A 20,976-nucleotide genomic window follows, 5' to 3' on the forward strand; every position below is an offset into this window, starting at 1 on the left:
AACTCGCGCCTTATGCGAGGGCGGGATCGTGATCGGATTCGAGATGGAATCCTTTCGACGTGATCAGCCATTTGCCGTCGATGCAGTGCCAGGTCAGATAATCCACGAATGTCATCTCGCTAATCCTGAGGCGCACTTTCACGAACGCCATGGTGGCGGAAGCAAAGTCCATCAACAGAATCTCGTCTGCGCGAGGCGCATTCAGCGACTTCGGGGATTGACGCTTGTCAAGAATGTCCCGGTAGGTCGAGGCGGACCACATCACCATCTGGCCGTCTCGAAATCCGTGCAACTGGACCGTTGATCGAAAGACCTGATCGAAGCGCGAGGTGTCGCAGTCGTACATGAGATCGAAATATCTTTGCAGCGCGTCGGTCAGGTCCGCAACACATGGCGAAGCCATACAGGCTGCGGAATCCTTGCTCTGTTGGCGCAATTGCGTTGGTTCACGGGGAATGGCGGTCATCGAAAATTCCTTGCTCGATCCCAGCGAGCCGACCGACGGTTCGCGCGTCGCGGTTGAGATGGCAGCGCTTCGGTGCGCCTCAATTACGCCAACGCGTATGTTGTTACAAATTCATAATGTACAATATCAATAATCCGTAATGGTCACCCATAACCATAAAGCGTGCTCGAAAGTGTCTGCTCCACAACGTCCAGCGGCCGCGACAAGCGCCCGAGCTGGCGCCTGCGAATGAACCAGGTCGACACCGTGAGCCGGAGATCAGGAACGTTGAATGCCTTGATCTTCTGCTTAGGCGGAATCTTTTTCACTTGGCTTGCTGGCAACAAGCCAAATCCTGTGCCGCGCGCGACCACAGAGAGCTGCAGGTTCTTGCCGAACGCCTCGACAATAACCCGGGGAGGCCCTGCACCGGCGCGTTCGAGGGCCTGCGTCAGGGCCACGCGGTAACCACAGCTCTCCGGCTGGATCACCCAGCCCACTTCGTTCAGTGCGCGCAGTGAACGCCAGCGCGTCGATGCATAACTGGCGGCGCCGACGATCCGTACTTTCTCTCGACCTAGGCAGCGCGCCGTCAATTCCGTTTTTGGCGGGCCGTCCGTCAGCAGCGTGATGACTGCGGCATCGAGGGCCCCGGCATGCAGCCGGTCTAACAGCGGCGCGGTCCAGTCGATCGAAATCTGGAGTGTGAGATCCGGGAAGCTGGACCGCAGTTGATCGAGCGGTTGCTCCGCCACAGTTTCAGCCAGCGCGTGAGCGGTGCCTATGCGCAAGACGCCCATCGGCGGCGCTGCAGGAGAAAGAGCATCCGAAAATGCTTCTGCCGCATCGAGAACCCGCCGTCCGTGATGGAGGGCTGCCTGACCGTCGTGGGTGAGGGCCAACGGCTTGGTTTGCCGATCGAACAATGTGGCGCCGAGGTCCCGTTCCAGGCGTTGAACCAGCCTCGACACCGCGGACTGCGTCATGTGGAGCTGCCGGGCAGCCGCCTGGACCGATCCCGTCTGCGCGACCGTCACAAACGTGCGAATCTCGTTCAGCTTCAAGGAAAGTCTCCTGTCGCTACTATTCCGTATCGGTATCATATTTTCCAGGGCCGAGGCGATAGCGCTGCCCGACTGCTCACGCCTCCAGATCGACGGGCGCAATGCGATCGATGAACAGCGAAGGATAGCTATTGCCGCCGACCAACGACCGGAAACCGTTGCAGTCAATTCAGTTCGGTGACGGGGCCAGCGCCTAGAGCTGCGGCATGGTGGGCCGGCCTGATCAATGACATCCCGACGGTGAAGGAACTGATCGACCGGACCGTGGCCGAGCCTGAGCGCCTTGTCCGTCAGCGGCTGACCGGCTTGCTTGAGGGGACGCTAGAGGAGACGCCGCGCAAGAAGACCATGCGCGCCGTCGCTTGACTTCCGAAAGAGAGGATAACCGGTGACCGAACACGTCAAGACAGCGTTTTCCGACGGCGTCCTGGTTGTGAGGCTGCAGTGTTCCGAAGAGGAAGGCCAATCTCGGGCAATGGCTGTGCGTTAATATGCGATGCTTGGCGAGCCGTTTGGTCAATCGCCTCGATAACGATCTGATGGAGCGTGGACGGCAGATCATGCCCCATACCGTCGATCAACATGAGGCGCGCATTCGGGATCGAACTGGCTGTGTCCTTGCCGCAGGTGGGGAGAATGAGGGGATCGTCTGTCCCATGCACGACCAGCGCGGCGCCGTGATGGTCGCCAGCCGTGAACGACGGTCGCCGGTGACAGCCATCGCCGCGATCTGTCGCCCGGTGCCTCCGGGATCGTATGCGCGCCTCGTTTCTTCCAGAATGAGGAGACGGTGAGCCTCCTCGTCGAACGGGTATCGAGACCCGGAGATACGGCGCGCGAAGGCCATGGTATGCACCAGAAATCCCGGCTGGTCGGAGAATGGATCGGGTACGAGGCGCGTCATTATCGCCATGATGTCGGGCGCGGCTTGCGGAAGTGTCGGATTGCCTGTGCTCGACATGATGGACGTCAGCGACAGCACCCGCTCGCTATGCTTGCTCGCCATGATCTGCGCCTCCATGCCACCCATCGACTGACCGACGACATGCGCGCGATCGATGGATAAAACCTCGATCAGGCCGATCGCGTCCATAGCCATGTCGTAGAGGGTGTAGGGAACGTCCGGCGGTTCTCCGGCCATAAGCCTAATCGCCAGCGCGCGGAAATCCGGCGGAGGGCATTGGCGAAAATGTGTCGAACAGCCGGCGTCGCGGTTGTCGAAACGGATCACGCGGTAGCCGCGCGCCGCCAGTTCTTCGCAGAACGGGCTCGTCCATCGGATCATCTGCGTGCCTAACCGGCGATCAGCAGGATCGCTTCGTTGGTTTCGCCGCCGAAGCTGCCATAGGCCAGCTCAATGCCGTTGGCTTGCACGGTGTTCATGGGTGTGGCTCGTCCGGATCAAGCTGGAGGCTGGAGTTCAACCACGGGAAGAAGGCGTGAGTCTACTACGCTAAATTACGCTGTCTTGCGCGTTCAAGGATGCGGCGGCCGCGCTCATCCAAGACGTGTTGGCCGAATGCAGCCGGCGCGGTCTGCCGCTGCCGGCCGAGGTCGAGGTTCTGGAAGTCGAAGGCGTGCCCGATGGCGGTGGCCTCAAGGCCCGCGCGCGGCTCCGCTTTGCCACTGCGATTAGGGGGCCGCTATTGCTGGGTAAGGACAGCCACCGAGGAGGGGGACTGTTCGTCCCGGGCGGATAGCGTAGGCAAAGTAAGCGGCGCGGGTTTGCCGCGCCGCGACGCTGCGACCTCATTGAAGATCGGTTTCTAACTGCGCAGTGTTTTCACGCCAACATCTTCTTCGCAGCGTCACCTCGTTTTCGAAAGGAACCCTCACGCCGCCTCATCACGTCCCGCCCTGATAAGCGACTCCGCAGGAATGCCCAGTCCCTCGTGGAGGCGACGGACCATGGGCAGCGTCAGCGGACGTTTGCGGGAGAGCACCTCGTAGACGCGGTTGCGGTTACCGATGAAGGGGACAAGGTCTCGCGGCGCGAGGCCTTGCTGCTCCATGTGGTACTTGATCGCCTCGACCGCATCGGGAAGATCGAGTGGATAATGTTTCGTCTCCCAGGCTTCCACCAGCGTCACGAGAACATCGAGGCGATCGCCTTCGGGCGTGTTGCGCTTGGCTGTCATCAGGCTTTCGATCTCTCTGAGACAGCGCTGATAGTCGCGGTTCGTTTTGATTGGTCTGACGTTCATATTTCGAGGCTCCAATGAGATCAGCAAACACGCTGAGAAAAACGTTGGGGACGTCCGCAGCGCCGAGGCGCTCGAGCTGCTGCTTCAATGAGGTCGCAGCAGAGATGCTGCGAAGAACCGCCACGAGCCCGATACCCTTTCCACAGCGCGTGGGCGCGCTTCAATGAGGTCTCAGCGAATTCCTCTTAGTTTTGTTCGGCTCCATCCACCTTCAACGTGACTCTCGATTCTGTCGGTCTAAACCCGGCGTCCAACACGACGAGCATCGGACGTCAGGTTCATATCGTTTGCGCATCGATCCGGTCATATTGCGCGTGCGTGCCGACGAACCGGACATAGACTACGCGATAGGGATAATTGATCCATACGACCACCCGATATTTGTTTCCGGCGATGTTGAACACCACGCGGCCGTCCCGCAGGATGCTGGCTGACCGGATGTCCCGCTTCACGTCCGCGGGGCCGGCCCAGTTGGCCACCTTGACCTGCCGAGCCCAGGCCATCAGCGGATCATGCGCGTCGCGATGAGCTTTCCCTCGAGCTTTTGGCACCTCCTGCGACGGCCGAGACGCCCCTGGTCCCGGCGCGCATGATCAACGAATTCGTCTACTGCCCGCGGCTCGCCTTTCTCGAATGGGTCGACGGCGAATGGGCGGATTCGGGCGACACCGAGGAAGGCCGCCGCGCCCACGTCCGCGTCGATTCCGGCGGTGGCAAGTTGCCGGCGGCAGACGCGGTCGACGACCGGCCGGATTTTGCCGCCCGTTCAGTGACGCTCGCCTCCGAGCGTCTCGGCATCATTGCAAAAATGGATTTGATCGAGGGCGAGGACGGAACGGTCACGCCGGTCGACACCAAGAAAGGCAAGCGGCCGCATGTCGCCGAAGGTGCTTACGAGCCCGAACGGGTGCAAGTCTGCGCCCAGGCGCTGATCCTGGAGGACGCCGGATACACGGTCGACGAAGGCGCGATCTGGTATGGCGGTTCGCGCGAGCGCGTGCGCATTGCGCTTGACGACGAATTGCGTGCACGCACCCGGGCGGCGATCTCCGACCTGCGGCTCGCCGCCGCGTCGGGACGCATGCCGCCGCCGCTGGTCGACAGCCCGAAATGCACGCGCTGCTCGCTTGCCGGCATCTGCCTGCCGGACGAGGTGACCTTCTTTCGCCGCGGCTTGGCGCCGCGCCCGCTCAATCCGTCGGCCGATACGGCCCTGCCGCTCTATGTCCAAGAGCCGGGCGCGCGCGTCGGCAAGTCCGGCGAGGTGCTCGTCGTCGAGACCGAGGCGGGCAAGACCGAGGTGCCGCTCGGCGACATCTCCGAGCTCGTGCTGCATGGGCCGGTTTCGCTCTCGACGCCGGCGCTCGGCGCGCTTCTGCGCGAGGAGGTGCCGGTGACCTACGCATCGACCGGGGGATGGGTGCTGGGGCACACGGTCTCCACCGGCAGCCGCAATGTCGCGGTGCGGATTGCGCAATACCGCGTTGCCTTCGACGAGCGGCGCTGCTTGGCCTTTGCCCGCAGCCTCGTCGTCGCCAAGATCAAGAACAGCCGCGTCTTCCTGCGCCGCAATTTCAAGTTCGGCGACGAGGCCGAGCGTGATGAGGCGCTCGAAGCCTTGGCGCGGATGGCCGACCGCGCGGCGCATGCACCGAGCGAGGCCGAGCTGCTCGGCATGGAGGGTGAGGCGGCTGCGCGCTACTTCCGGCTGTTCTCGACCATGTTCGGCGAGACTGCGCGAGATTTTCCCGCTTTCGCCTTCGACAAGCGCAGCCGGCGGCCGCCGGCTGACCCCGTCAACGCCATGCTGTCGTTCGGCTATGCGCTATTGACCCGCACCTGGTTGACGACATTGTCCGCGGTCGGGCTGGATCCTTATCTCGGCTTCTACCACAAGCCGCGGTTCGGTCGACCGGCGCTCGCGCTTGACATGATCGAGCCGTTCCGTCCCATCTTGTCGGATTCGACCGTGATCCAGGCGATCAACAACGGCGAGGTGAAGGCCGACGCATTTGTCGCCGCAGGTCCGGCCATCAACCTGAAGCCGCATGCCAGGCGCGCTTTCATCGCAGCTTACGAACGCCGGCTCGACCAGGAAGTGACGCATCCGGTGTTCGGCTATCGCGTCTCGATGCGGCGGCTGCTCGAGGTGCAGGCACGGCTTTTGGTCCGCTTTCTCGGCGGCGAAATCGATGAATATCCGCATTATCTCATACGGTGACGGCGATGGTCGAGGAACGGCTCTACATCGTGACCTACGATATCTCCAACGAAAAGCGCTGGCGCCGCGTATTCAAGATCATGCGCGGCTATGGCCGATGGCTACAGCTATCTGTGTTTCAATGTCGTCTGACTGCCCGCCGCCGCGCCGAACTGGCGCGCCGCCTCGAGGAGGTGATCCACGGCCGCGATGATCACGTGCTGATCCTCGATCTCGGGCCGGCCGACAAGGTCGACCCGCGGGTCGAGAGCCTGGGCAAGACATTCGAGTCGGTGCAACGGACGGCAATCGTGATCTGACGTTGGGGGTGTCCTGCGAACATTGCAGGAAATCGTCCAGGTTACGTCGAACATCCCGGCATATGGATGGAGCCGATCGGTCGTGGTATGCTTGTAACGCTTCATGCTGCCGCAGGCAGGCGAGGGCTGTGATTGTAGCAGCCACCGCGACAGCTCTCGCGGTCCGGAAGATTGATCTGATTCAGTGGGTTGTTTGACATGGTGAAGCAATATGGAAGGGGGCGCGGCCGTTTGCCGGCGGGCGTACTTGCCAGCGCTCGCGACTGGCGTCAAAATGCTAGTTGTCCTCTCAACTTACGGGCAAGCCGTTCTTCGCAGCATCTCCGCTGCGACCTCATTGAAGCCTCGATCGCTCCCTCAAGCTCGTCCTCGGGGTGTTGAGGTTCTTCGCAGCATCTCCGCTGCGACCTATTGATCCTCGCCCTTTAACGGGAATGGCCGCGACGTATTCTTTGCTAATTTTCGCTGTCGCAAGTTTTCTCACGCCGCGGCCGCCAAATGAACGATCGGCGCGATGTCGATCTAGTCGAAGAGACAATGCAGCGTTATTTGTGCCATGTCATCGACGCCATGATGAACGCTTTTGGTGAATGCCTTGTTGCCGGGCGCGGTACTGCGCGCCGAAATTGGTACTGCGACGCCGTACCGGGTGGTTAAGGGTTACGAAATCGGTGTTGGCGGGTAAGACCGCGATCGCAATAACCACTTGAACGAAGAGAGGAACGCTATAGCTTCAATGGTATCGGAACCTTTGTCGGCCCAAAAACTGCATGGACGGATCCACGTTTGGAGTGCTAACAGAATCAATATGTTAGCGCATCGCTTTTCCGTCGCCCCCATGATGGACTGGACTGACCGGCATTGCCGCGTCTTCCATCGTTTGCTGACGCGGCGGGCGCGGCTTTACACGGAGATGCTGACGAGCGCTGCCATTGTCCATGGCGACCGCGCGCGGCTGCTGGCCTTTGATGCGAGCGAGCATCCGCTCGCGCTTCAGCTCGGCGGGTCGGATCCGCGCGAGCTCGCCGCGGCGGCCGAGATCGGCGCGGACTTTGGCTACGACGAAATCAATCTTAATGTCGGCTGTCCGTCGGACCGGGTGAAGGAGGGTCGCTTCGGCGCCTGCCTGATGGCCGAGCCCGAGCTGGTGGCCGCCTGTGTCGATGCGATGAAGCATGCGGTGGACATTCCGGTGACGGTGAAATGTCGGATCGGCATCGACGATCAGGACCCGGAACAGGCGCTGGACCGGCTGGCGCGCGGCGTCGTGGCCGCAGGGGCCGACGCATTGATCGTACATGCGCGCAAGGCCTGGCTGCAGGGGCTGTCGCCAAAGGAAAACCGCGATATCCCGCCGCTCGACTACCAGCGCGTGTATCGCCTGAAAGCGGCAATGCCGCACGTGCCCGTCATCATCAATGGCGGCATCGCCAGCCTGGCCGAAGCAAAGGCGCATTTGGCGCATGTCGACGGTGTGATGCTGGGGCGGGCCGCGTATCAGGAGCCATGGCATCTGCTCGAAGTCGATCCGGAATTGTTCGGCGAAGCGGCGCCGCACACGACGATGAAGGACGCGTTCGAGGCGATGATGCCTTACATCGCGCGTGAGCTTGCCAAGGGCACGCGGCTGCACGCCATCACGCGGCATTTTGTCGGCGCCTATCATGGGGTGCCGGGCGCACGCGCGTTCCGTCGTTACCTCGCTGAGCACGGCGTCAAGCCGGATGCCGGCCTCAATGTCCTGCGCGAAGCGATTGCGCAGGTCGAAGAGCGCAAGGCTGCGGCGATGGCCGCATAGAGGCATGATCCGGAAAAGTGGGCACCATTTTCCCGAACAGGTCATGCCCAAGAAAAATAGAGTGAGCGACGATTCGAAGACGCGTCGGCTACTCGACGCGTTATGGATATCCGCGTCACTGCGACCATAGCTCATACGCAGCAGCTCTTGAGCGGACCTTGATCGGCGCTCGGCCCACTGACAGGTTGTGGCATTAACCGTCGTATCCGTCCATGCGCCTTTCGGGGTTGCGGTAGCATCGGAGTCGCGGCCTCTCGCACGGCGCGAGAAACAGTGTCTGGAAGGCGTGATGCGTGGCGAGGTGCCTGCGCAGATTGCTGCATCGCTGGATCTCTCGGTGAGCGCAGTGCATGCCTATCTTCGCTCGGCGCGCCGGAAGCAGGAATGTACGACGCTGACGCAAGCGGTCGCCACGGCCGTGCGGCTGGAGATTCTCTGCTGATGGAGTGAACTGCGCTCTGTCAAGCTGTGAAAAGGACGCGCATGCGTTTCCAGGGAGATGGATCGTAGTCGATCGGCCGTCCGACACCAATCGATGCTGGCGCTGACTGCGCGTGTCCTTGTCAAGCTTATAAAAACCAAGATTGTTGCCGCCGCTTCTTTGCGTCTCAATCGCGCTCATCCGATTGGGGACCGTATGCTTGCATCGCACCAAGGCGCAGCGCGCACCGGCGATGCCGAAGGGTCTTCAGCAAGAACAGGCAGCGACAAACGTGACTTGGTCGCGCCGATTGATCAGCCCTGCAGGGTCGCGGGGCCAACGAGGCAGGCGGCATGTCGCGGCATCTGCGAAGCAAGGGGAGCGACTAGCTAGGATGAAGACTCCGAAATCTGTCACGAAACTGATGGCCGGCTCGATCTTCGCTGGCCTGCTGGCGATCGCGGGCACGAGCGTGGCATCAGCGCAGAGCGCCACGGCGACATTCAATATCCAGAACAGCGGTACGGCGCTGACTCTCGACATCGCGAGCTGCTCGCCGAGCGCACCGATTTCCGCGCCGTTTTCCATCGGTGCCAATGGCAGCGCCAGCTTCAGCGCAACAGGGAGCGGATCGATCCTGTGCACCGTTCGGTACAAGAGTGGATCGGATGGATGCCAGTTCGTTGTGGATGCAACTAACTTCGGCAGTTTCGGTGGGTTTGCCAATTCGAACTCCTACATGGGCGACTCGACTCCTCCGTCCTGCACGACCACAAACCAGAGCACAACGACGACTGGCTATCAGGGTTCTTTCCAGATGACGCACTGACATCTGCTCGACGGTCGTCGGCTGGCGGTCGGGTTCCTCGCCCGCCAGCCAAACCTGATGATGGATGCGGCCAGAAACTTGTCCTGTTGGAGCAGCTTTGCCGTTGGGAGCGGCGCCACGCGCGAATTGGAGAAGTATCAGTTGGTGATTCCGCTCATGGGCAGGCCTCGCTCGAGACCCATCGATGACCTGAAGTGCCTCGTCGCGGAAAGGCGACAAGGCAAGGCTGCGGCGATGGTCGCCGGATTTTTTACGGATATCCGCGCAGCATCAGGTGGTCCGAGCGCACCTCCCAGCTTTCCAGCCGGTCGAGAAAGCTCATTCCGAGCAGGTTGGTCTTCATCTGTCCGTGCTGCACCACCAGCGCCGGGACCGAGCGCTCGACCAGCCTGCCGATCGCGAGCCGGTCCAGCGTGAGCCGCGCCGCCTTGGTGTGGCCGCCCGCCGTTTCGACATCGACGTTATAATCCAACAGCTCCAGAGGCAGCCCGGCGGCTTTCGCGGTCTCGTAGGTCAGCACCACCGAGGTCGCGCCGGTGTCGACCACCATGGGTGCGGTGACGCCGTTGATCTTGGCGCGCAGTGCGAACTCGCCGTTGCGGCCGCGCGGGATCTGCACGGCGCGGGGTGAGGAGGCAAGCGCGCGTTCGCGCATGAACTCCGAGACGGTATCGCTTGCGCGCGCGACCGCTTCGGGATCCTTGTAGGCGACGAAGCCCGCGGTCGCCGCCAGTACCAGCGCAGCGAACAGCATCCGGCTCACGGGACGGCTCCCGTGTGCCGATGATTCACGCCGGTGGCGGCTGGCTCCCCGGCGGCGTGAGGCCGGCATCCGCCATGCGCTGCGGAAGCCGCGCCATCAGTGTCCGACGTTCGGCGCTGTCCAGGCGATGCCAGCTCGCGATTTCCGGCAGCGTCCGGCCGCAGCCAAGACAGAGGCGGGTCGCGGGGTCGATCATGCAGACTGCGATGCACGGCGTTTCTTTGCTCATCTATACACAATGAAAGGCATTCCAGTGCCGGCGCAAGCGCTAAAGTCCGGTGCCGGCGCTCATGATCGGCTTCTGCCGCACCCGCCATCGCTGATCCGTCACCCCCGTGCTGGGGGTCTCCGGTTGCAGCGGCGGCGCCTCATCTGCGATGGAGTCCTCGGCCATCGGCGCAAGCGCCGACATCACGCGCTCCGGCGGGAAGGTGACGATCACTTCCGTGCCGATGCGCAGCTTCGATTTCAGCGTGAACGTGCCGCCGTGCATGTCGACCAGGCTCTTGGCGATCGGCAGGCCGAGGCCGGCGCCCTGTTCGGCGGACTTGATCGAATTGGAGCCCTGGCCGAACGAGGCCAGCACGATCGGGATCTCGTCTTCGGGGATGCCGGAGCCGGTGTCCTTGACGCTCAGATATTGCCCGCCCGAGGCTGTCCAGCCGACCTTCAGCCAGATCTCGCCGCCCTGCGGGGTGAACTTGATCGCGTTGGACAGCAGATTGAGCACGATCTGCCGGATCGCGCGCTCGTCGCCCCAGATCTTCGGCATGTCTTGCTCGAACACCTCGTGAATGCTGATGCCGCGGCTCGAGGCACGCAGCTTCAACAGGTGGTGGCAGTCGGCGACGACATTGACCAGCGCCACCGCCTCCTCGTTGAGCTCGTAGCGTCCGGCTTCGATGCGCGAGAGATCGAGGATCTCGTTGATCAGGTTGAGCAGATGCACGCCGGAATTGTGAATGTCCGCCGAATATTCCTTGTACACCGGCACGGCGTGAGCGCCGAAGATCTCGCTCTTCATCACTTCCGAAAAGCCGAGGATGGCATTGAGCGGTGTTCTCAGCTCGTGGCTCATCTGCGCGAGAAAGCGCGATTTCGCGACATTGGCGGCTTCGGCGCGGTAGCGCGCCTCGTCCGAGATCGCCTTGGCCTGTTCGAGCTCGCCGATCAGCGCGTCCTTCTCCGCGCGCGCTTCCAATGTCGCGAGCGTCGTCGAATGCAGGCGATAGGCGAGCAGGGCAAAATAGCCTTCCGCGGCAAGCGAGAGCGCGGCGAGGACGTATTTGTCGAACGTGCCGCTGAGCGCGAAATCGAGCGCAATCGTGATCGTCACCGGCACGGTGGCCGCCAGCGCCGCGATCGGCAGGTTGGCGGCGAGCATGCTGGAGACCGCCACCACCAGCAGCATCAGGAACATCATCACGGTGTCGGAGACGGCGTCGAGCGCCGGATGGACCAGGATCGCCATCCAGCACAGGCCGTAGAGCAGGTCGAGCAGCACGAAGCGCGTGCGCCAGCGGCGCGTCGCCCCCGGCGATGACGGCTCGGCGAGGAAAAGGAAACAGTTGCGCATGATCGCGGCATGGACGCACAGAATGCCGCAGGTCCAGGCCGCCGCCGAAATCGGCGGCATCCAGATGCCGAACAGAAGGCCTGTCGCCACCACCAGCAGCATCACCACATAGGATGCCGATATCCGGGTCTGCGCGTATTGCCGCAGCAGTTCCTGGTCGAAGGCGGGGCGTGTGCCGCTGGTCGACGTTAACCTATCGCGCGCCTCGCGAACACGTTGTTGAGCGGCCCGCCGGTTGCTGACGGGAGCCGCCGCTGGCGGCTCAGCCGGAAGCTGCACGACTTCGGGCTTATCGGCGGGAACGCTCATGAAACAACACAAATCCTGCCCACGAACCGCGCGGGCTTTTTGCATTGTCTATCTCTCGCTCCAAATCATTAAGAGCTGGCTTAAGAAGCTAAAAATTCTCCTTAACGGAAGGTTAAATTAACTCTTTAAAGCATGATCCCGATGGGGACGGACCATCCTCTATGTCCGTCAACGGCGTCGCCGTTTGTCGCTGGAGGCGCCGTCGCCAACGGGTCCGCGCGAAGCGCGGCCCGATCACAGGCTCCGCGGCGGCCTCGAAGGGCGACAGCCCGGCTCTCGCAGCGAGGCCGCTCATCCTTCGAGGCGCGCAAGAGCGCGCACCTCGGGATGACGGGTCGAGATGGGGCTGCTCTGACACGCGGCAATGGCGCGTTTACTTCTCCAGCCGCGCGAGGAGGCTTGAGGTGTCCCAGCGCTTGCCGCCCAGTTTCTCGACCTCCGAATAGAACTGGTCGACCAGCGCTGTCACCGGCAGGTGGGCGCCGTTGCGGCGGGCTTCGGCGATGCAGATCGACAGGTCCTTGCGCATCCATTCCACGGCAAAGCCGAAATCGTATTTGCCCTCGTTCATGGTCTTGTAGCGGTTTTCCATCTGCCACGATTGGGCGGCGCCCTTGGAGATGGTCTCGATCACGGCTTGGACGTCGAGCCCGGATTTCTTGGCGAAGTGAATGCCCTCGGAGAGCCCCTGGACCAGGCCTGCGATGCAGATCTGATTGACCATCTTGGTGAGCTGGCCGGAGCCGGCGGGCCCTAAGAGCTTGCACATCCGCGCATAGGCGGAAATGATCGGCTCGGCGCCGGCATAGGCGGCTGCATCGCCGCCGCACATCACCGTCAGCACCCCGTTCTCCGCGCCGGCCTGGCCGCCGGAGACGGGCGCGTCGACGAAGTTGAAGCCGCGCTTCTTGGCCTCGGCGTCGAGCTCCCGGGCAACCTCGGCGGACGCGGTGGTGTGATCGACGAAGGTCGCCCCTTTCTTGATGCCGGAAAAGGCGCCATCGGGGCCGATGGTGACCGCGCGCAGGTCGTGGTCGTTGCCGACGCAGCACATCACGAAATCCTGGCCTTCGGCAGCGGCCTTGGGCGTCGGCGCGGTACGCCCGCCGAACTTCTCCGCCCATTGCTGGGCTTTGGCGGATGTCCGGTTATAGACCGTTACCTCGTGGCCGCCCTTTTTCACGAGATGTCCTGCCATCGGAAATCCCATGACGCCGAGACCGATAAAAGCGACTTTAGCCATATGTGCTACCTTGGGTTCTTGCCGGCGATTGACCTCGCCGGGCGGGCTATCGAGCATGATCCGGAAAAGTGGGTACCGGTTTTCCGAATAGATCATGCTCAATCGAAAACCTGGAGCGCGACGGCGGTCAACCCGATCCGGTCGCGCTCCAGAAAGAGGGGGCAACATAACCCCTCGCGCGTCAAGGGCAACGGCTTCGTGTGCTGCGGAGAGCCGGTTTTGTGTTAGGATCGACCGTCAACGAACTTCACAAAAAAGGGAGTGTTTCGCTATGGGCGTGAGCGTGGGCGTGCTCGATCATTTCAATATCCGGACCCGGAAACTCGCCGATACGGTCCGTTTCTATGAGGATGTCCTGGGGTTGGAAAAGGGCGCCCGGCCGAATTTCGCCTTCCCCGGCGCCTGGATGTACAGCGAAGGCAAGCCGGTGGTTCACCTCGTCGATATTTCGCCGACTGACGAGGCGCAAAAGCCCGATTCCGGCTGCGTCCATCACGTCGCCTTTGTCAGCCGGGGCTTTGAGGCCATGAAGCAGCGCCTGCAGTCCAAGGACATGCGGTTCGAGGCCCGCCAGGTTCCCGGCGGCGATCTCTGGCAGATCTTCGTCTACGATCCCAACGGCGTCATGATCGAGCTGAACTACGAGGCCGCCAAGGAAAGCGCCACATCCGCACCGGCGGAGGCCACCGACGATATCGGGACCAAGGTGGTGTGATGGTGCGTAAGGCGCGCATTGGCGCGCAGGCCCCGCCGTAGCTCGGAAGAGCGAAGGCGGACGCGCAATGCGCCGCCCGCGAAGAATGGCGGGTTGCGCCTTCGGCCAGCCCGCCTTGCGCTGACGCCCGATCACGCAAGCGCTCTATTGGTTGCTCCGGCGCAAAATCGGACCCCGGAACCGCTGTTCTTTTCCGCTGATACGTCCTATCTGTCGCGTGAGGATAGATCGGCAGGAGAAGCGCTTTGAGCGTGACGCAGCAACAGGTTCTCGATGCACTCGCCAAGGTGAAGACGCCGCGCGGGGTCGCCTTGACCAACGCGAACGTGCTGTCGCCGGTCGCAGTCAATGACGGCAAGGTGTTCTTCTCCATCAATGTCGATGCGGCGGAGGCGCGCGCCTGGGAGAGCGTGCGCGCGCAAGCCGAAAGCGCGGTGCGTGCGATCCCCGGCGTTGCCACCGCGATGATCGCGCTCACCGCCGAGCGCAAGCCGGGCTCCGCACCGGCCTCGCGTGGTGCGCCCGGCGTCGCGCCGGTTTCCGCACACCGGCCGCCGCATAGCCCCGCCGGCTCGCCGATGGCGCGGCAGGCGGAGATTCCGGGCATTGCCGCCGTCATCGCGGTCGCCTCGGGCAAGGGCGGCGTCGGCAAGTCGACCACCGCGCTCAACCTTGCGCTGGGACTGCGCGATTTGGGCCTGCGCGTCGGCCTGCTTGATGCCGACATCTATGGCCCCTCGGTGCCGCGGCTGACCGGCATCCGCGAAAAGCCCGAACTCAACGACGAGCGGAAGATGATTCCGATCGAACGTTTCGGCCTTGCCATCATGTCCATCGGCTTTCTGGTCGAGGAGGATACCGCGATGATCTGGCGCGGCCCGATGGTGATGTCGGCGATCACGCAGATGCTGCGCGACGTCGCCTGGGGTACGCTGGACGTGCTGGTGGTCGACATGCCGCCGGGCACCGGCGACGCGCAGCTTACGCTTGCGCAGAACGTGCCGCTGAAAGGTGCCATCATCATCTCAACACCGCAGGACCTTTCGCTGATCGATGCGCGGCGGGGCCTTGCGATGTTCAAGAAGGTGAACGTCCCCGTGCTCGGCATCGTCGAGAACATGAGCTATTTCCAATGCCCGCATTGCGGTACGCGCTCGGATATTTTCGGTCATGGCGGCGCGCGGCATGAGGCGGAGCGGCTAGGGGTGCCATTCCTGGGTGAGATTCCGCTGCATATTGCGATTCGCGAGACGTCGGATGCCGGCAATCCCGTGGTCGTCAGCGAGCCCGATGGGGCACATGCGGCGATCTATCGCGCCATCGCCGGTGAAATCCGCGCGCAGCTCAAGGGTGTGATTGCGGCGGCCTGAACGGGGCTTCGGCCCCTCTATGCGACTTTCGTTTAATCAGCGCAGTCATGCCATTGTCGCGTTTTCGTGGGCCGGGTTTCCGTGTAAAAGGCGCCCCCGGAAGCGCTTCGGTTCGATTGCAAGCCATCGTGTCACCGGAAGATTGCTGCAGGAATTGGGAAAACGCGCCAACAAGGAGAAGGCCTTAAAATGAAGCGTCGTGATTTTTTGAAGGTTTCGGCGACCGGGGCGGCGGTCGCGGCGGTCGCATCGCCCGCGATTGCGCAGTCCTCGCCCGAAATCAAGTGGCGCCTGACCTCGAGCTTTCCGAAGTCGCTTGACACGATCTATGGCGGCGCGACCGAGTTCGCCAAATACGTCGCGGAGATGACCGACAACAAGTTTCAGATCCAGGTCTTCTCTGCCGGCGAGATCGTGCCCGGCCTGCAGGCGCTGGACGCGACCTCCAATGGCACCGTGGAGATGAGCCACACCGTCTCCTATTACTACGTCGGCAAGGACCCGACCTTTGCGATCTATGCTTCGGTGCCGTTCGGGCTGAACGCGCGCATGCAGAACTCCTGGTGGTACCAGGGCGGCGGACAGGAGCTCGGCAACGAGTTCTTCAAGAAGTTCGGCGTGATCGCATTCCCGTGCGGCAACACCGGCACCCAGATGGGCGGCTGGTTCCGCAAGGAGATCAAGACGGTCGCCGATCTCTCCGGGCTGAAATTCCGCATCGGCGGCATCGCAGGGCAGGTGCTGCAGAAGGTCGGCGTCGTGCCGCAGCAACTCGCCGGCGGCGACATCTATCCCGCGCTGGAAAAGGGCACGATCGACGCCGCGGAATGGGTCGGGCCTTATGACGACGAGAAGCTCGGCTTCCAGAAGGTGGCGAAGTACTACTACTATCCGGGCTTCTGGGAGGGCGGACCGACCGTCCACGCCTTCTGCAATCTGGAGAAATGGAATTCGCTGCCGAAGAACTACCAGGCCGTTCTCACCAACGCGGCGGCCAACGCCAATAGCTGGATGGCCGCGCGCTACGACATGCAGAACCCGGCTGCGTTGAAGCGGCTGGTCGCCGGCGGCACCCAGCTCCGTCCCTTCACCAACGAAGTGCTGGAGGCCTGCCTGAAGGCGACCAACGAATTGTGGTCGGAAATCTCCGCCAAGAATCCCGACTTCAAGAAATCCATCGAGGCGATGCAGGCCTATCGCTCCGATCAATATCTCTGGTGGCAGGTTGCCGAATACACCTTCGACAGCTTCATGATCCGCTCGCGCACCCGCGGCTGATCCTATCCTTAAGTCTTAGACGACAGAGCCCGGCCTCCGCATGAGGCCGGGCTTTTTTTGCGTGGCAACAGGCCAGGCGATGTTCCATGCTGGCTCCCAAGCCTCGGCAAGAAGGCACCACAAGCACACCAGAGGGAGAGAACATGAAACGTCGAGACTTTATCAAAGTCACCGGCTTGGGCGTCGCAGGCGCCGCAACGGTGGCGGCTCCGGCGATTGCGCAAGGCATGCCGGAGATCAAGTGGCGCATGACGACGAGTTGGCCGAAATCGCTCGACACGCTGCACGGCGGTGCCGAGATGATGGCCAAGTTGGTCGGCGAGGCCACCGACAACAAATTCCAGATCCAGACCTTTGCCGCCGGCGAGATCGTGCCGGGCCTGCAGGTGCTCGACGCGGTGCAAAGCGCCACGGTCGAGATGGGCCACACCGCGTCCTATTACTATTTCGGCAAGGACCCGACCTTCACCTTCGGCTCGTCCGTGCCGTTCGGCCCCGACATGCGCATCAACCAGGCCTGGTACATGCTGGGCGGGGGCAAGGAGATCCTCAACAGCTTCTACAAAAACTACAACGTGACCTCATTGCTCGCCGGCAACACCGGCTGTCAGATGGGCGGCTGGTTCCGCAAGGAGATCAACACGGTTGATGACCTGAAAGGCCTCAAATTCCGCATCGGCGGCTTCGCCGGTCGCGTGATGCAGAAGCTCGGCTGCGTGCCGCAGCAGCTTGCCGGCGGTGACATCTATCCGGCGCTCGAAAAAGGCACGATCGATGCGGCCGAGTGGGTCGGCCCCTATGACGACGAGAAGCTCGGCCTCTACAAGATCGCGCCGCACTACTACTATCCCGGCTGGTGGGAGGGCGGCCCGATGCTGCTTGCCTTCATCAACCTCGACAAGTGGAACGCGCTGCCGAAATTCTATCAGAGCGTTCTCGAGCAGGCCGGTCATTACGCCAACAACTGGATGATGGCGAAGTACGACTCGACCAATCCAACGGCGCTACGCAAGCTGCTCGCCGGCGGCGCCAAGCTGCATGCGTTCTCGCCGCCCATCATGGAGGCCTCGTTCAAGGCAGCGAAAGAGCTGCACAACGAGGTCGCCGCCAGCAATCCCAATTTCAAGAAGGTCTATGAGTCGCTGACCAACTATTCCAACAACAGCTACGCCTGGTTCCAGGTCGCTGAAGTCGGCTATGACAACTTCATGGCCCGGCATTCGCAGAGCTGACTACAGGTATTGCCTAAAACAAAGGCCCCGGAGTGAGAGCTCCGGGGCTTTCGATTGCTCTCCGAAGCGGCTCGAATCTCTATCACCGTCACCCCTGAGGCGCTCGCGGAGCCTGTCATCGGGCCGCGCTTTCCGCGGACCCGTTGGCTCGCGCCTCGGGATGACGGTCCGAGATTTGAGCCCGTCAGATCATGCCGCTACTTGCTCGGCGGGCCCAGATCCAGCGGCGGCAGATCGATCTGCGGCACCTCGATCTTGATCTTGTTCAGGTCGACATCGGCCGGCTTATCCAAGAGCCCTGTCACCGTCACCGGGAAGGCGATCACCAGCGCCACCATCAAGGCCTGCAGCCCGATCCACGGCATCGCGCCCCAATAGATGTCGGAGCTCTTGACCTCCTTCGGGGCGACGCCGCGCAGGTAGAACAGGGCGAAGCCGAACGGTGGATGCAGGAACGAGGTCTGCATGTTCACGCACAGCATCACGCCGAACCAGATCAGCGCCGCGTCGGCCCCAACGACGGGAGCGAGAACCTTCTGTGCGATCGGCGCGATCATCGGCAAGATGATGAAGGCGATCTCGAAGAAGTCGAGGAAGAACGCCAGGAAGAAAATGAAGACGTTGATGAAGGCGAGGAAGCCCCAGGCACCGCCGGGCAGCGAGGTCAGCATGTGCTCGAGCCACTCGCCTCCGGACACGCCGAGGAACACCACGGAGAAGCAGGTCGAGCCGATCAGGATGAAAGTGACCATGCAGGTGATGCGCATGGTCGTCTGATAGCCCTGCTTGATCAGGTCGCGCAGCTCGGGGATGCGCGCGGCCTCGATGCAAATCCAGGCCACGGCGAAATAGGTGATTGCAAAGGCGATCTTGAAGACGATGTTCTCGGTGTAGAACATCGCGACGATCGTGCCGATGCCCGCTGCGATCACCCCGGCGATCAGGATCTTGCTGCCGATCCGGCTGAAATCCTTGTGGTGGATCGCCGCCAGCACGATGGCGCCGACCGCGCCCATGGCGCCGGCTTCCGTCGGCGTCGCAAGGCCCATCATCATGGTGCCGAGCACGACGAAGATCAGCACCGCGGAGGGGATGATGCCGAGCAGGCATTTCTTCCACAGCGCCCAGCCGGTCAGCGTGCGCGCTTCCTTCGGCACCGCCGGCACGTGATGCGGCTTGAAGATGCCGAGCAGGAAGGTGTAGCCGGCGAACAGCACGATCTGGAAGATCGACGGTCCCCACGCACCGAGATACATGTCGCCGACCGACTTGCCGAGTTGGTCGGCGAGCACGATCAAGACCAGCGAGGGCGGCACAAGCTGCGTAATGGTGCCGGAGGCCGCGAGCACACCGGTGATGTAGCGCATGTTGTAGCCGTAGCGGATCATCACCGGCATCGAGATCAACGCCATGGCAATGACCTGCGCCGCAACCGTTCCGGTGATGGCCCCAAGGATGAAGCCGACGATGATGACGGAGTAGCCGAGACCGCCGCGGATCGGACCGAACAACTGGCCCATCGAATCCAGCATGTCCTCGGCGAGCCCGCACCGCTCGAGCACTGCGCCCATGAAGGTGAAGAAGGGGATCGCAAGCAGAAGCTCGTTGGACAGCACGCTGCCGAATATGCGGCCCGGAATCGCCTGCAGGAAGTTCAGGTCGAAGAAGCCTTGATGAATGGCGAGGAAGCCGAACGACAATCCGACGGCTGCGAGCGTGAACGCGACCGGGAAGCCGATCAGCATCGCCAGAACCAGGCCGCCGAACATCATAGGCGGCATCATTTCCAGCGTGATCATTGGGTCGGCCTCTCATATTTCGCGTCGATCGTCACTTCGCCCTTGAGCGCTGCCATGCGCTTGATCACTTCGGAGACGCCCTGCAAGGCCAGCATGACGAAGCCGGAGGGGATAACGAATTTGATCGGCCAGCGCAGCAGGCCGCCGGCATTGCCCGACATTTCGCCGACGTTGTAGGACTGCATGAAGAACGGCCAGGACAAATAGGCGAGCAGCAGGCAGGACGGGATCAGGAAGAACAGCGTGCCGATCAGGTCGAGCCAGAGCTGGCCCCGCTCGGACAGATAGAGGTAGAAGATCTCGACCCGAACGTGCTCGTTGCGCTTGAAGGTGTAGGAGGCGCCGAACATCACGACGATCGCGAACATGTACCATTGCGCCTCGAGCCAGCCGTTGGAGCTGTAGTCGAAGGCATAACGGATCATCGCGTTACCGGCGCTGAGCAGGCAGGAAAACAGCACCAGGAGGTTACAGACGTAGCCGATCTTTTCGTTGAGCTGGTCGATGGCGGTGCTGACTGCCAACAATGGGCGCATCTCGTTCTCCGCGGCCACGCTTCAATGCGCGCCGATAACTGCCAAAGGCATTGCTTCGCCGTCGCGCGGGGAATGCGCGCGGCCACGGCTCACCTTGTGGAGCGATTGCAATGCCAGTCCCTCCCCACATCTCGCCTTCGCCGTCTTGGCTGCGCAAGCGGCGCAGCGGCCCATCTGGGCGGGCCGGCATTGAAAGCCACCGCACGTAAATCAGCGCGTTTTCGCGCCGTCAATCGGAAAATGGACAAATTGACGCGGTGCCAAGCATCTGCCGGGGCTTGGTAAATCCGGAGGGGTCAGCCTCCGGACCTGCTCGTCTGATTTGCTTTCGAAACGAGGGGCGGGTCGCGCTGCAGGGCGTCGGCAAATTTCCGCATCAGCCGCACCAGCTCGTCGAACTCGCGCGAATCCCAGGTGGCGAAGATGGCGCGGCCGATGCGCTCCCGCGCTGCGTCAACAAGGTCGGTCATGGCCTTGCCTCTTGCCGTGATGGCTGCCTGGCGCACGCGCCTGTCGGCTTCGCTCCCCTGGCGCTCGACCAGCCCGAGGCTCTCGAGCTTGGCGACCTGACGGCTGACGGTGGTGTAGTCGCGTCCCACGCGATCGGCCAGTTCCACCACGCCGATCGGCCCGAACCGCTCGACGAAGACGAGCAGTGGAAACAGGGCTCGATCAAGGGGAATCCCTGCCTCCTTGATCAGCACCTCGTCGCGTTGCGGCCGGTTCATCGTAACCACGATATCGAGCAGCGCACCGTGCAGTTCGCGCAGGCGGCTGCCGATATGTGTATTTTGCACTTTCTTTCTTGACGGCATCCCGACATTCCTCTTAAGTATGTGCATTATGCACATATATTCGGATGCTGGAAGGAAAT

22 protein-coding genes are annotated in these 20,976 nt (G+C 62.3%); 10 read left to right on the top strand and 12 right to left on the bottom strand.

Annotation, left to right across the window (positions count from 1 at the left end; genetic code table 11):
* Positions 1-10 precede the first annotated feature (10 nt).
* Both P6U23_RS16975 and P6U23_RS16980 read right to left on the bottom strand, forming a co-directional pair.
* Positions 11-466 (bottom strand): nuclear transport factor 2 family protein, encoded by a 456-nt coding sequence (locus tag P6U23_RS16975; protein ID WP_407180853.1) that lies wholly within the window; start codon positions 464-466, stop codon positions 11-13.
* A gap of 143 nt (positions 467-609) precedes the next feature.
* Positions 610-1,509 carry a LysR family transcriptional regulator gene (locus P6U23_RS16980; protein ID WP_407180854.1) on the bottom strand — a complete coding sequence of 300 codons (900 nt, stop codon included), beginning with the start codon at positions 1,507-1,509 and terminating at the stop codon, positions 610-612.
* A 177-nt stretch (positions 1,510-1,686) separates the two neighbouring features.
* On the opposite strand from P6U23_RS16980, the gene P6U23_RS16985 reads away from it, so the two are divergent.
* Positions 1,687-1,875 carry a hypothetical protein gene (locus P6U23_RS16985; protein ID WP_407180855.1) on the top strand — a complete coding sequence of 63 codons (189 nt, stop codon included), beginning with the start codon at positions 1,687-1,689 and terminating at the stop codon, positions 1,873-1,875.
* 211 nt (positions 1,876-2,086) lie between these two features.
* Here P6U23_RS16985 and P6U23_RS16990 read toward each other — a convergent pair whose 3' ends face one another.
* From P6U23_RS16990 to P6U23_RS17000, 3 genes are all read right to left on the bottom strand, one after another.
* Positions 2,087-2,794: an alpha/beta fold hydrolase gene (locus tag P6U23_RS16990; protein WP_407180856.1), complete on the bottom strand. Its 708-nt coding sequence runs from the start codon at positions 2,792-2,794 to the stop codon at positions 2,087-2,089.
* Between the two features lie 547 nt (positions 2,795-3,341).
* Positions 3,342-3,713: a type II toxin-antitoxin system HigA family antitoxin gene (locus P6U23_RS16995; protein ID WP_407180857.1), complete on the bottom strand. Its 372-nt coding sequence runs from the start codon at positions 3,711-3,713 to the stop codon at positions 3,342-3,344.
* Positions 3,714-3,991: 278 nt separating this feature from the next.
* Complete coding sequence (locus tag P6U23_RS17000) at positions 3,992-4,216, bottom strand: type II toxin-antitoxin system HigB family toxin (protein ID WP_407180858.1); 225 nt, start codon at positions 4,214-4,216, stop codon at positions 3,992-3,994.
* A gap of 86 nt (positions 4,217-4,302) precedes the next feature.
* Between P6U23_RS17000 and cas1 the strand changes: the two genes are divergently transcribed.
* The 5 genes from cas1 (at position 4,303) to P6U23_RS17025 (ending at position 9,281) form a co-directional block, all read left to right on the top strand.
* Complete coding sequence (cas1, locus tag P6U23_RS17005; RefSeq protein WP_407180859.1) at positions 4,303-5,934, top strand: CRISPR-associated endonuclease Cas1; 1,632 nt, start codon at positions 4,303-4,305, stop codon at positions 5,932-5,934.
* A 5-nt stretch (positions 5,935-5,939) separates the two neighbouring features.
* On the top strand, positions 5,940-6,233 hold the full coding sequence (gene cas2, locus P6U23_RS17010; protein ID WP_407180860.1) for a CRISPR-associated endonuclease Cas2: 294 nt from the start codon (positions 5,940-5,942) through the stop codon (positions 6,231-6,233).
* 838 nt (positions 6,234-7,071) lie between these two features.
* A complete protein-coding gene (gene dusA, locus P6U23_RS17015; protein ID WP_407180861.1) occupies positions 7,072-8,031 on the top strand; it encodes a tRNA dihydrouridine(20/20a) synthase DusA in 960 nt (319 codons plus the stop codon).
* 289 nt (positions 8,032-8,320) lie between these two features.
* The gene (locus P6U23_RS17020) at positions 8,321-8,473 is read left to right on the top strand and encodes a LuxR C-terminal-related transcriptional regulator (RefSeq protein ID WP_407180862.1); all 153 of its coding nucleotides are present in this window, start codon (positions 8,321-8,323) and stop codon (positions 8,471-8,473) included.
* A gap of 373 nt (positions 8,474-8,846) precedes the next feature.
* A complete protein-coding gene (locus tag P6U23_RS17025; RefSeq protein ID WP_407180863.1) occupies positions 8,847-9,281 on the top strand; it encodes a hypothetical protein in 435 nt (144 codons plus the stop codon).
* Between the two features lie 250 nt (positions 9,282-9,531).
* Here P6U23_RS17025 and P6U23_RS17030 read toward each other — a convergent pair whose 3' ends face one another.
* The 4 genes from P6U23_RS17030 to P6U23_RS17045 all read right to left on the bottom strand — a co-directional run bounded on the left by P6U23_RS17030 (position 9,532) and on the right by P6U23_RS17045 (position 13,172).
* Positions 9,532-10,035 (bottom strand): TIGR02281 family clan AA aspartic protease, encoded by a 504-nt coding sequence (locus tag P6U23_RS17030; RefSeq protein WP_157450177.1) that lies wholly within the window; start codon positions 10,033-10,035, stop codon positions 9,532-9,534.
* Between the two features lie 34 nt (positions 10,036-10,069).
* A complete protein-coding gene (locus P6U23_RS17035) occupies positions 10,070-10,273 on the bottom strand; it encodes a DUF1289 domain-containing protein (RefSeq protein WP_407180864.1) in 204 nt (67 codons plus the stop codon).
* Between the two features lie 39 nt (positions 10,274-10,312).
* A complete protein-coding gene (locus tag P6U23_RS17040) occupies positions 10,313-11,929 on the bottom strand; it encodes a sensor histidine kinase (RefSeq protein WP_407180865.1) in 1,617 nt (538 codons plus the stop codon).
* A gap of 373 nt (positions 11,930-12,302) precedes the next feature.
* Positions 12,303-13,172: an NAD(P)-dependent oxidoreductase gene (locus P6U23_RS17045; protein ID WP_407180866.1), complete on the bottom strand. Its 870-nt coding sequence runs from the start codon at positions 13,170-13,172 to the stop codon at positions 12,303-12,305.
* 271 nt (positions 13,173-13,443) lie between these two features.
* Here P6U23_RS17045 and P6U23_RS17050 point away from each other — a divergent pair, with 271 nt between their 5' ends.
* The 4 genes from P6U23_RS17050 to P6U23_RS17065 all read left to right on the top strand — a co-directional run bounded on the left by P6U23_RS17050 (position 13,444) and on the right by P6U23_RS17065 (position 17,767).
* Entirely contained in the window at positions 13,444-13,887 is a 444-nt protein-coding gene (locus tag P6U23_RS17050) for a VOC family protein (protein WP_407180867.1), read from the top strand.
* A 245-nt stretch (positions 13,888-14,132) separates the two neighbouring features.
* Positions 14,133-15,257 (top strand): iron-sulfur cluster carrier protein ApbC, encoded by a 1,125-nt coding sequence (gene apbC / locus P6U23_RS17055; RefSeq protein WP_407180868.1) that lies wholly within the window; start codon positions 14,133-14,135, stop codon positions 15,255-15,257.
* Between the two features lie 189 nt (positions 15,258-15,446).
* Positions 15,447-16,535 (top strand): TRAP transporter substrate-binding protein, encoded by a 1,089-nt coding sequence (locus tag P6U23_RS17060; RefSeq protein WP_407180869.1) that lies wholly within the window; start codon positions 15,447-15,449, stop codon positions 16,533-16,535.
* Between the two features lie 143 nt (positions 16,536-16,678).
* The gene (locus P6U23_RS17065; RefSeq protein ID WP_407180870.1) at positions 16,679-17,767 is read left to right on the top strand and encodes a TRAP transporter substrate-binding protein; all 1,089 of its coding nucleotides are present in this window, start codon (positions 16,679-16,681) and stop codon (positions 17,765-17,767) included.
* 197 nt (positions 17,768-17,964) lie between these two features.
* Here P6U23_RS17065 and P6U23_RS17070 read toward each other — a convergent pair whose 3' ends face one another.
* From P6U23_RS17070 to P6U23_RS17080, 3 genes are all read right to left on the bottom strand, one after another.
* Positions 17,965-19,566 carry a TRAP transporter large permease subunit gene (locus P6U23_RS17070; protein WP_407180871.1) on the bottom strand — a complete coding sequence of 534 codons (1,602 nt, stop codon included), beginning with the start codon at positions 19,564-19,566 and terminating at the stop codon, positions 17,965-17,967.
* Positions 19,563-20,102: a TRAP transporter small permease subunit gene (locus P6U23_RS17075; protein WP_407180872.1), complete on the bottom strand. Its 540-nt coding sequence runs from the start codon at positions 20,100-20,102 to the stop codon at positions 19,563-19,565. Before P6U23_RS17075 ends, P6U23_RS17070 begins: the two co-directional genes overlap by 4 nt.
* Positions 20,103-20,398: 296 nt before the next feature.
* On the bottom strand, positions 20,399-20,917 hold the full coding sequence (locus P6U23_RS17080) for a MarR family winged helix-turn-helix transcriptional regulator (protein WP_407180873.1): 519 nt from the start codon (positions 20,915-20,917) through the stop codon (positions 20,399-20,401).
* Between the last annotated feature and the right edge of the window lie 59 nt (positions 20,918-20,976).

It is taken from the genome of Bradyrhizobium sp. STM 3562 (assembly GCF_045571435.1).
GTDB lineage: Bacteria > Pseudomonadota > Alphaproteobacteria > Rhizobiales > Xanthobacteraceae > Bradyrhizobium.

What these genes read in the sequence shown, in the direction of transcription:
- P6U23_RS16975 (WP_407180853.1), bottom strand. Translation starts at nt 466, where the DNA reads ATGACCGCCATTCCCCGTGAACCAACGCAATTGCGCCAACAGAGCAAG.
- P6U23_RS16990 (WP_407180856.1), bottom strand. Translation starts at nt 2,794, where the DNA reads ATGATCCGATGGACGAGCCCGTTCTGCGAAGAACTGGCGGCGCGCGGC.
- P6U23_RS16995 (WP_407180857.1), bottom strand. Translation starts at nt 3,713, where the DNA reads ATGAACGTCAGACCAATCAAAACGAACCGCGACTATCAGCGCTGTCTC.
- P6U23_RS17000 (WP_407180858.1), bottom strand. Translation starts at nt 4,216, where the DNA reads ATGGCCTGGGCTCGGCAGGTCAAGGTGGCCAACTGGGCCGGCCCCGCG.
- cas1 (WP_407180859.1), top strand. Translation starts at nt 4,303, where the DNA reads ATGATCAACGAATTCGTCTACTGCCCGCGGCTCGCCTTTCTCGAATGG.
- cas2 (WP_407180860.1), top strand. Translation starts at nt 5,940, where the DNA reads ATGGTCGAGGAACGGCTCTACATCGTGACCTACGATATCTCCAACGAA.
- dusA (WP_407180861.1), top strand. Translation starts at nt 7,072, where the DNA reads ATGATGGACTGGACTGACCGGCATTGCCGCGTCTTCCATCGTTTGCTG.
- P6U23_RS17020 (WP_407180862.1), top strand. Translation starts at nt 8,321, where the DNA reads ATGCGTGGCGAGGTGCCTGCGCAGATTGCTGCATCGCTGGATCTCTCG.
- P6U23_RS17025 (WP_407180863.1), top strand. Translation starts at nt 8,847, where the DNA reads ATGAAGACTCCGAAATCTGTCACGAAACTGATGGCCGGCTCGATCTTC.
- P6U23_RS17030 (WP_157450177.1), bottom strand. Translation starts at nt 10,035, where the DNA reads ATGCTGTTCGCTGCGCTGGTACTGGCGGCGACCGCGGGCTTCGTCGCC.
- P6U23_RS17035 (WP_407180864.1), bottom strand. Translation starts at nt 10,273, where the DNA reads ATGAGCAAAGAAACGCCGTGCATCGCAGTCTGCATGATCGACCCCGCG.
- P6U23_RS17040 (WP_407180865.1), bottom strand. Translation starts at nt 11,929, where the DNA reads ATGAGCGTTCCCGCCGATAAGCCCGAAGTCGTGCAGCTTCCGGCTGAG.
- P6U23_RS17045 (WP_407180866.1), bottom strand. Translation starts at nt 13,172, where the DNA reads ATGGCTAAAGTCGCTTTTATCGGTCTCGGCGTCATGGGATTTCCGATG.
- P6U23_RS17050 (WP_407180867.1), top strand. Translation starts at nt 13,444, where the DNA reads ATGGGCGTGAGCGTGGGCGTGCTCGATCATTTCAATATCCGGACCCGG.
- P6U23_RS17060 (WP_407180869.1), top strand. Translation starts at nt 15,447, where the DNA reads ATGAAGCGTCGTGATTTTTTGAAGGTTTCGGCGACCGGGGCGGCGGTC.
- P6U23_RS17065 (WP_407180870.1), top strand. Translation starts at nt 16,679, where the DNA reads ATGAAACGTCGAGACTTTATCAAAGTCACCGGCTTGGGCGTCGCAGGC.
- P6U23_RS17070 (WP_407180871.1), bottom strand. Translation starts at nt 19,566, where the DNA reads ATGATCACGCTGGAAATGATGCCGCCTATGATGTTCGGCGGCCTGGTT.
- P6U23_RS17075 (WP_407180872.1), bottom strand. Translation starts at nt 20,102, where the DNA reads ATGCGCCCATTGTTGGCAGTCAGCACCGCCATCGACCAGCTCAACGAA.
- P6U23_RS17080 (WP_407180873.1), bottom strand. Translation starts at nt 20,917, where the DNA reads ATGCCGTCAAGAAAGAAAGTGCAAAATACACATATCGGCAGCCGCCTG.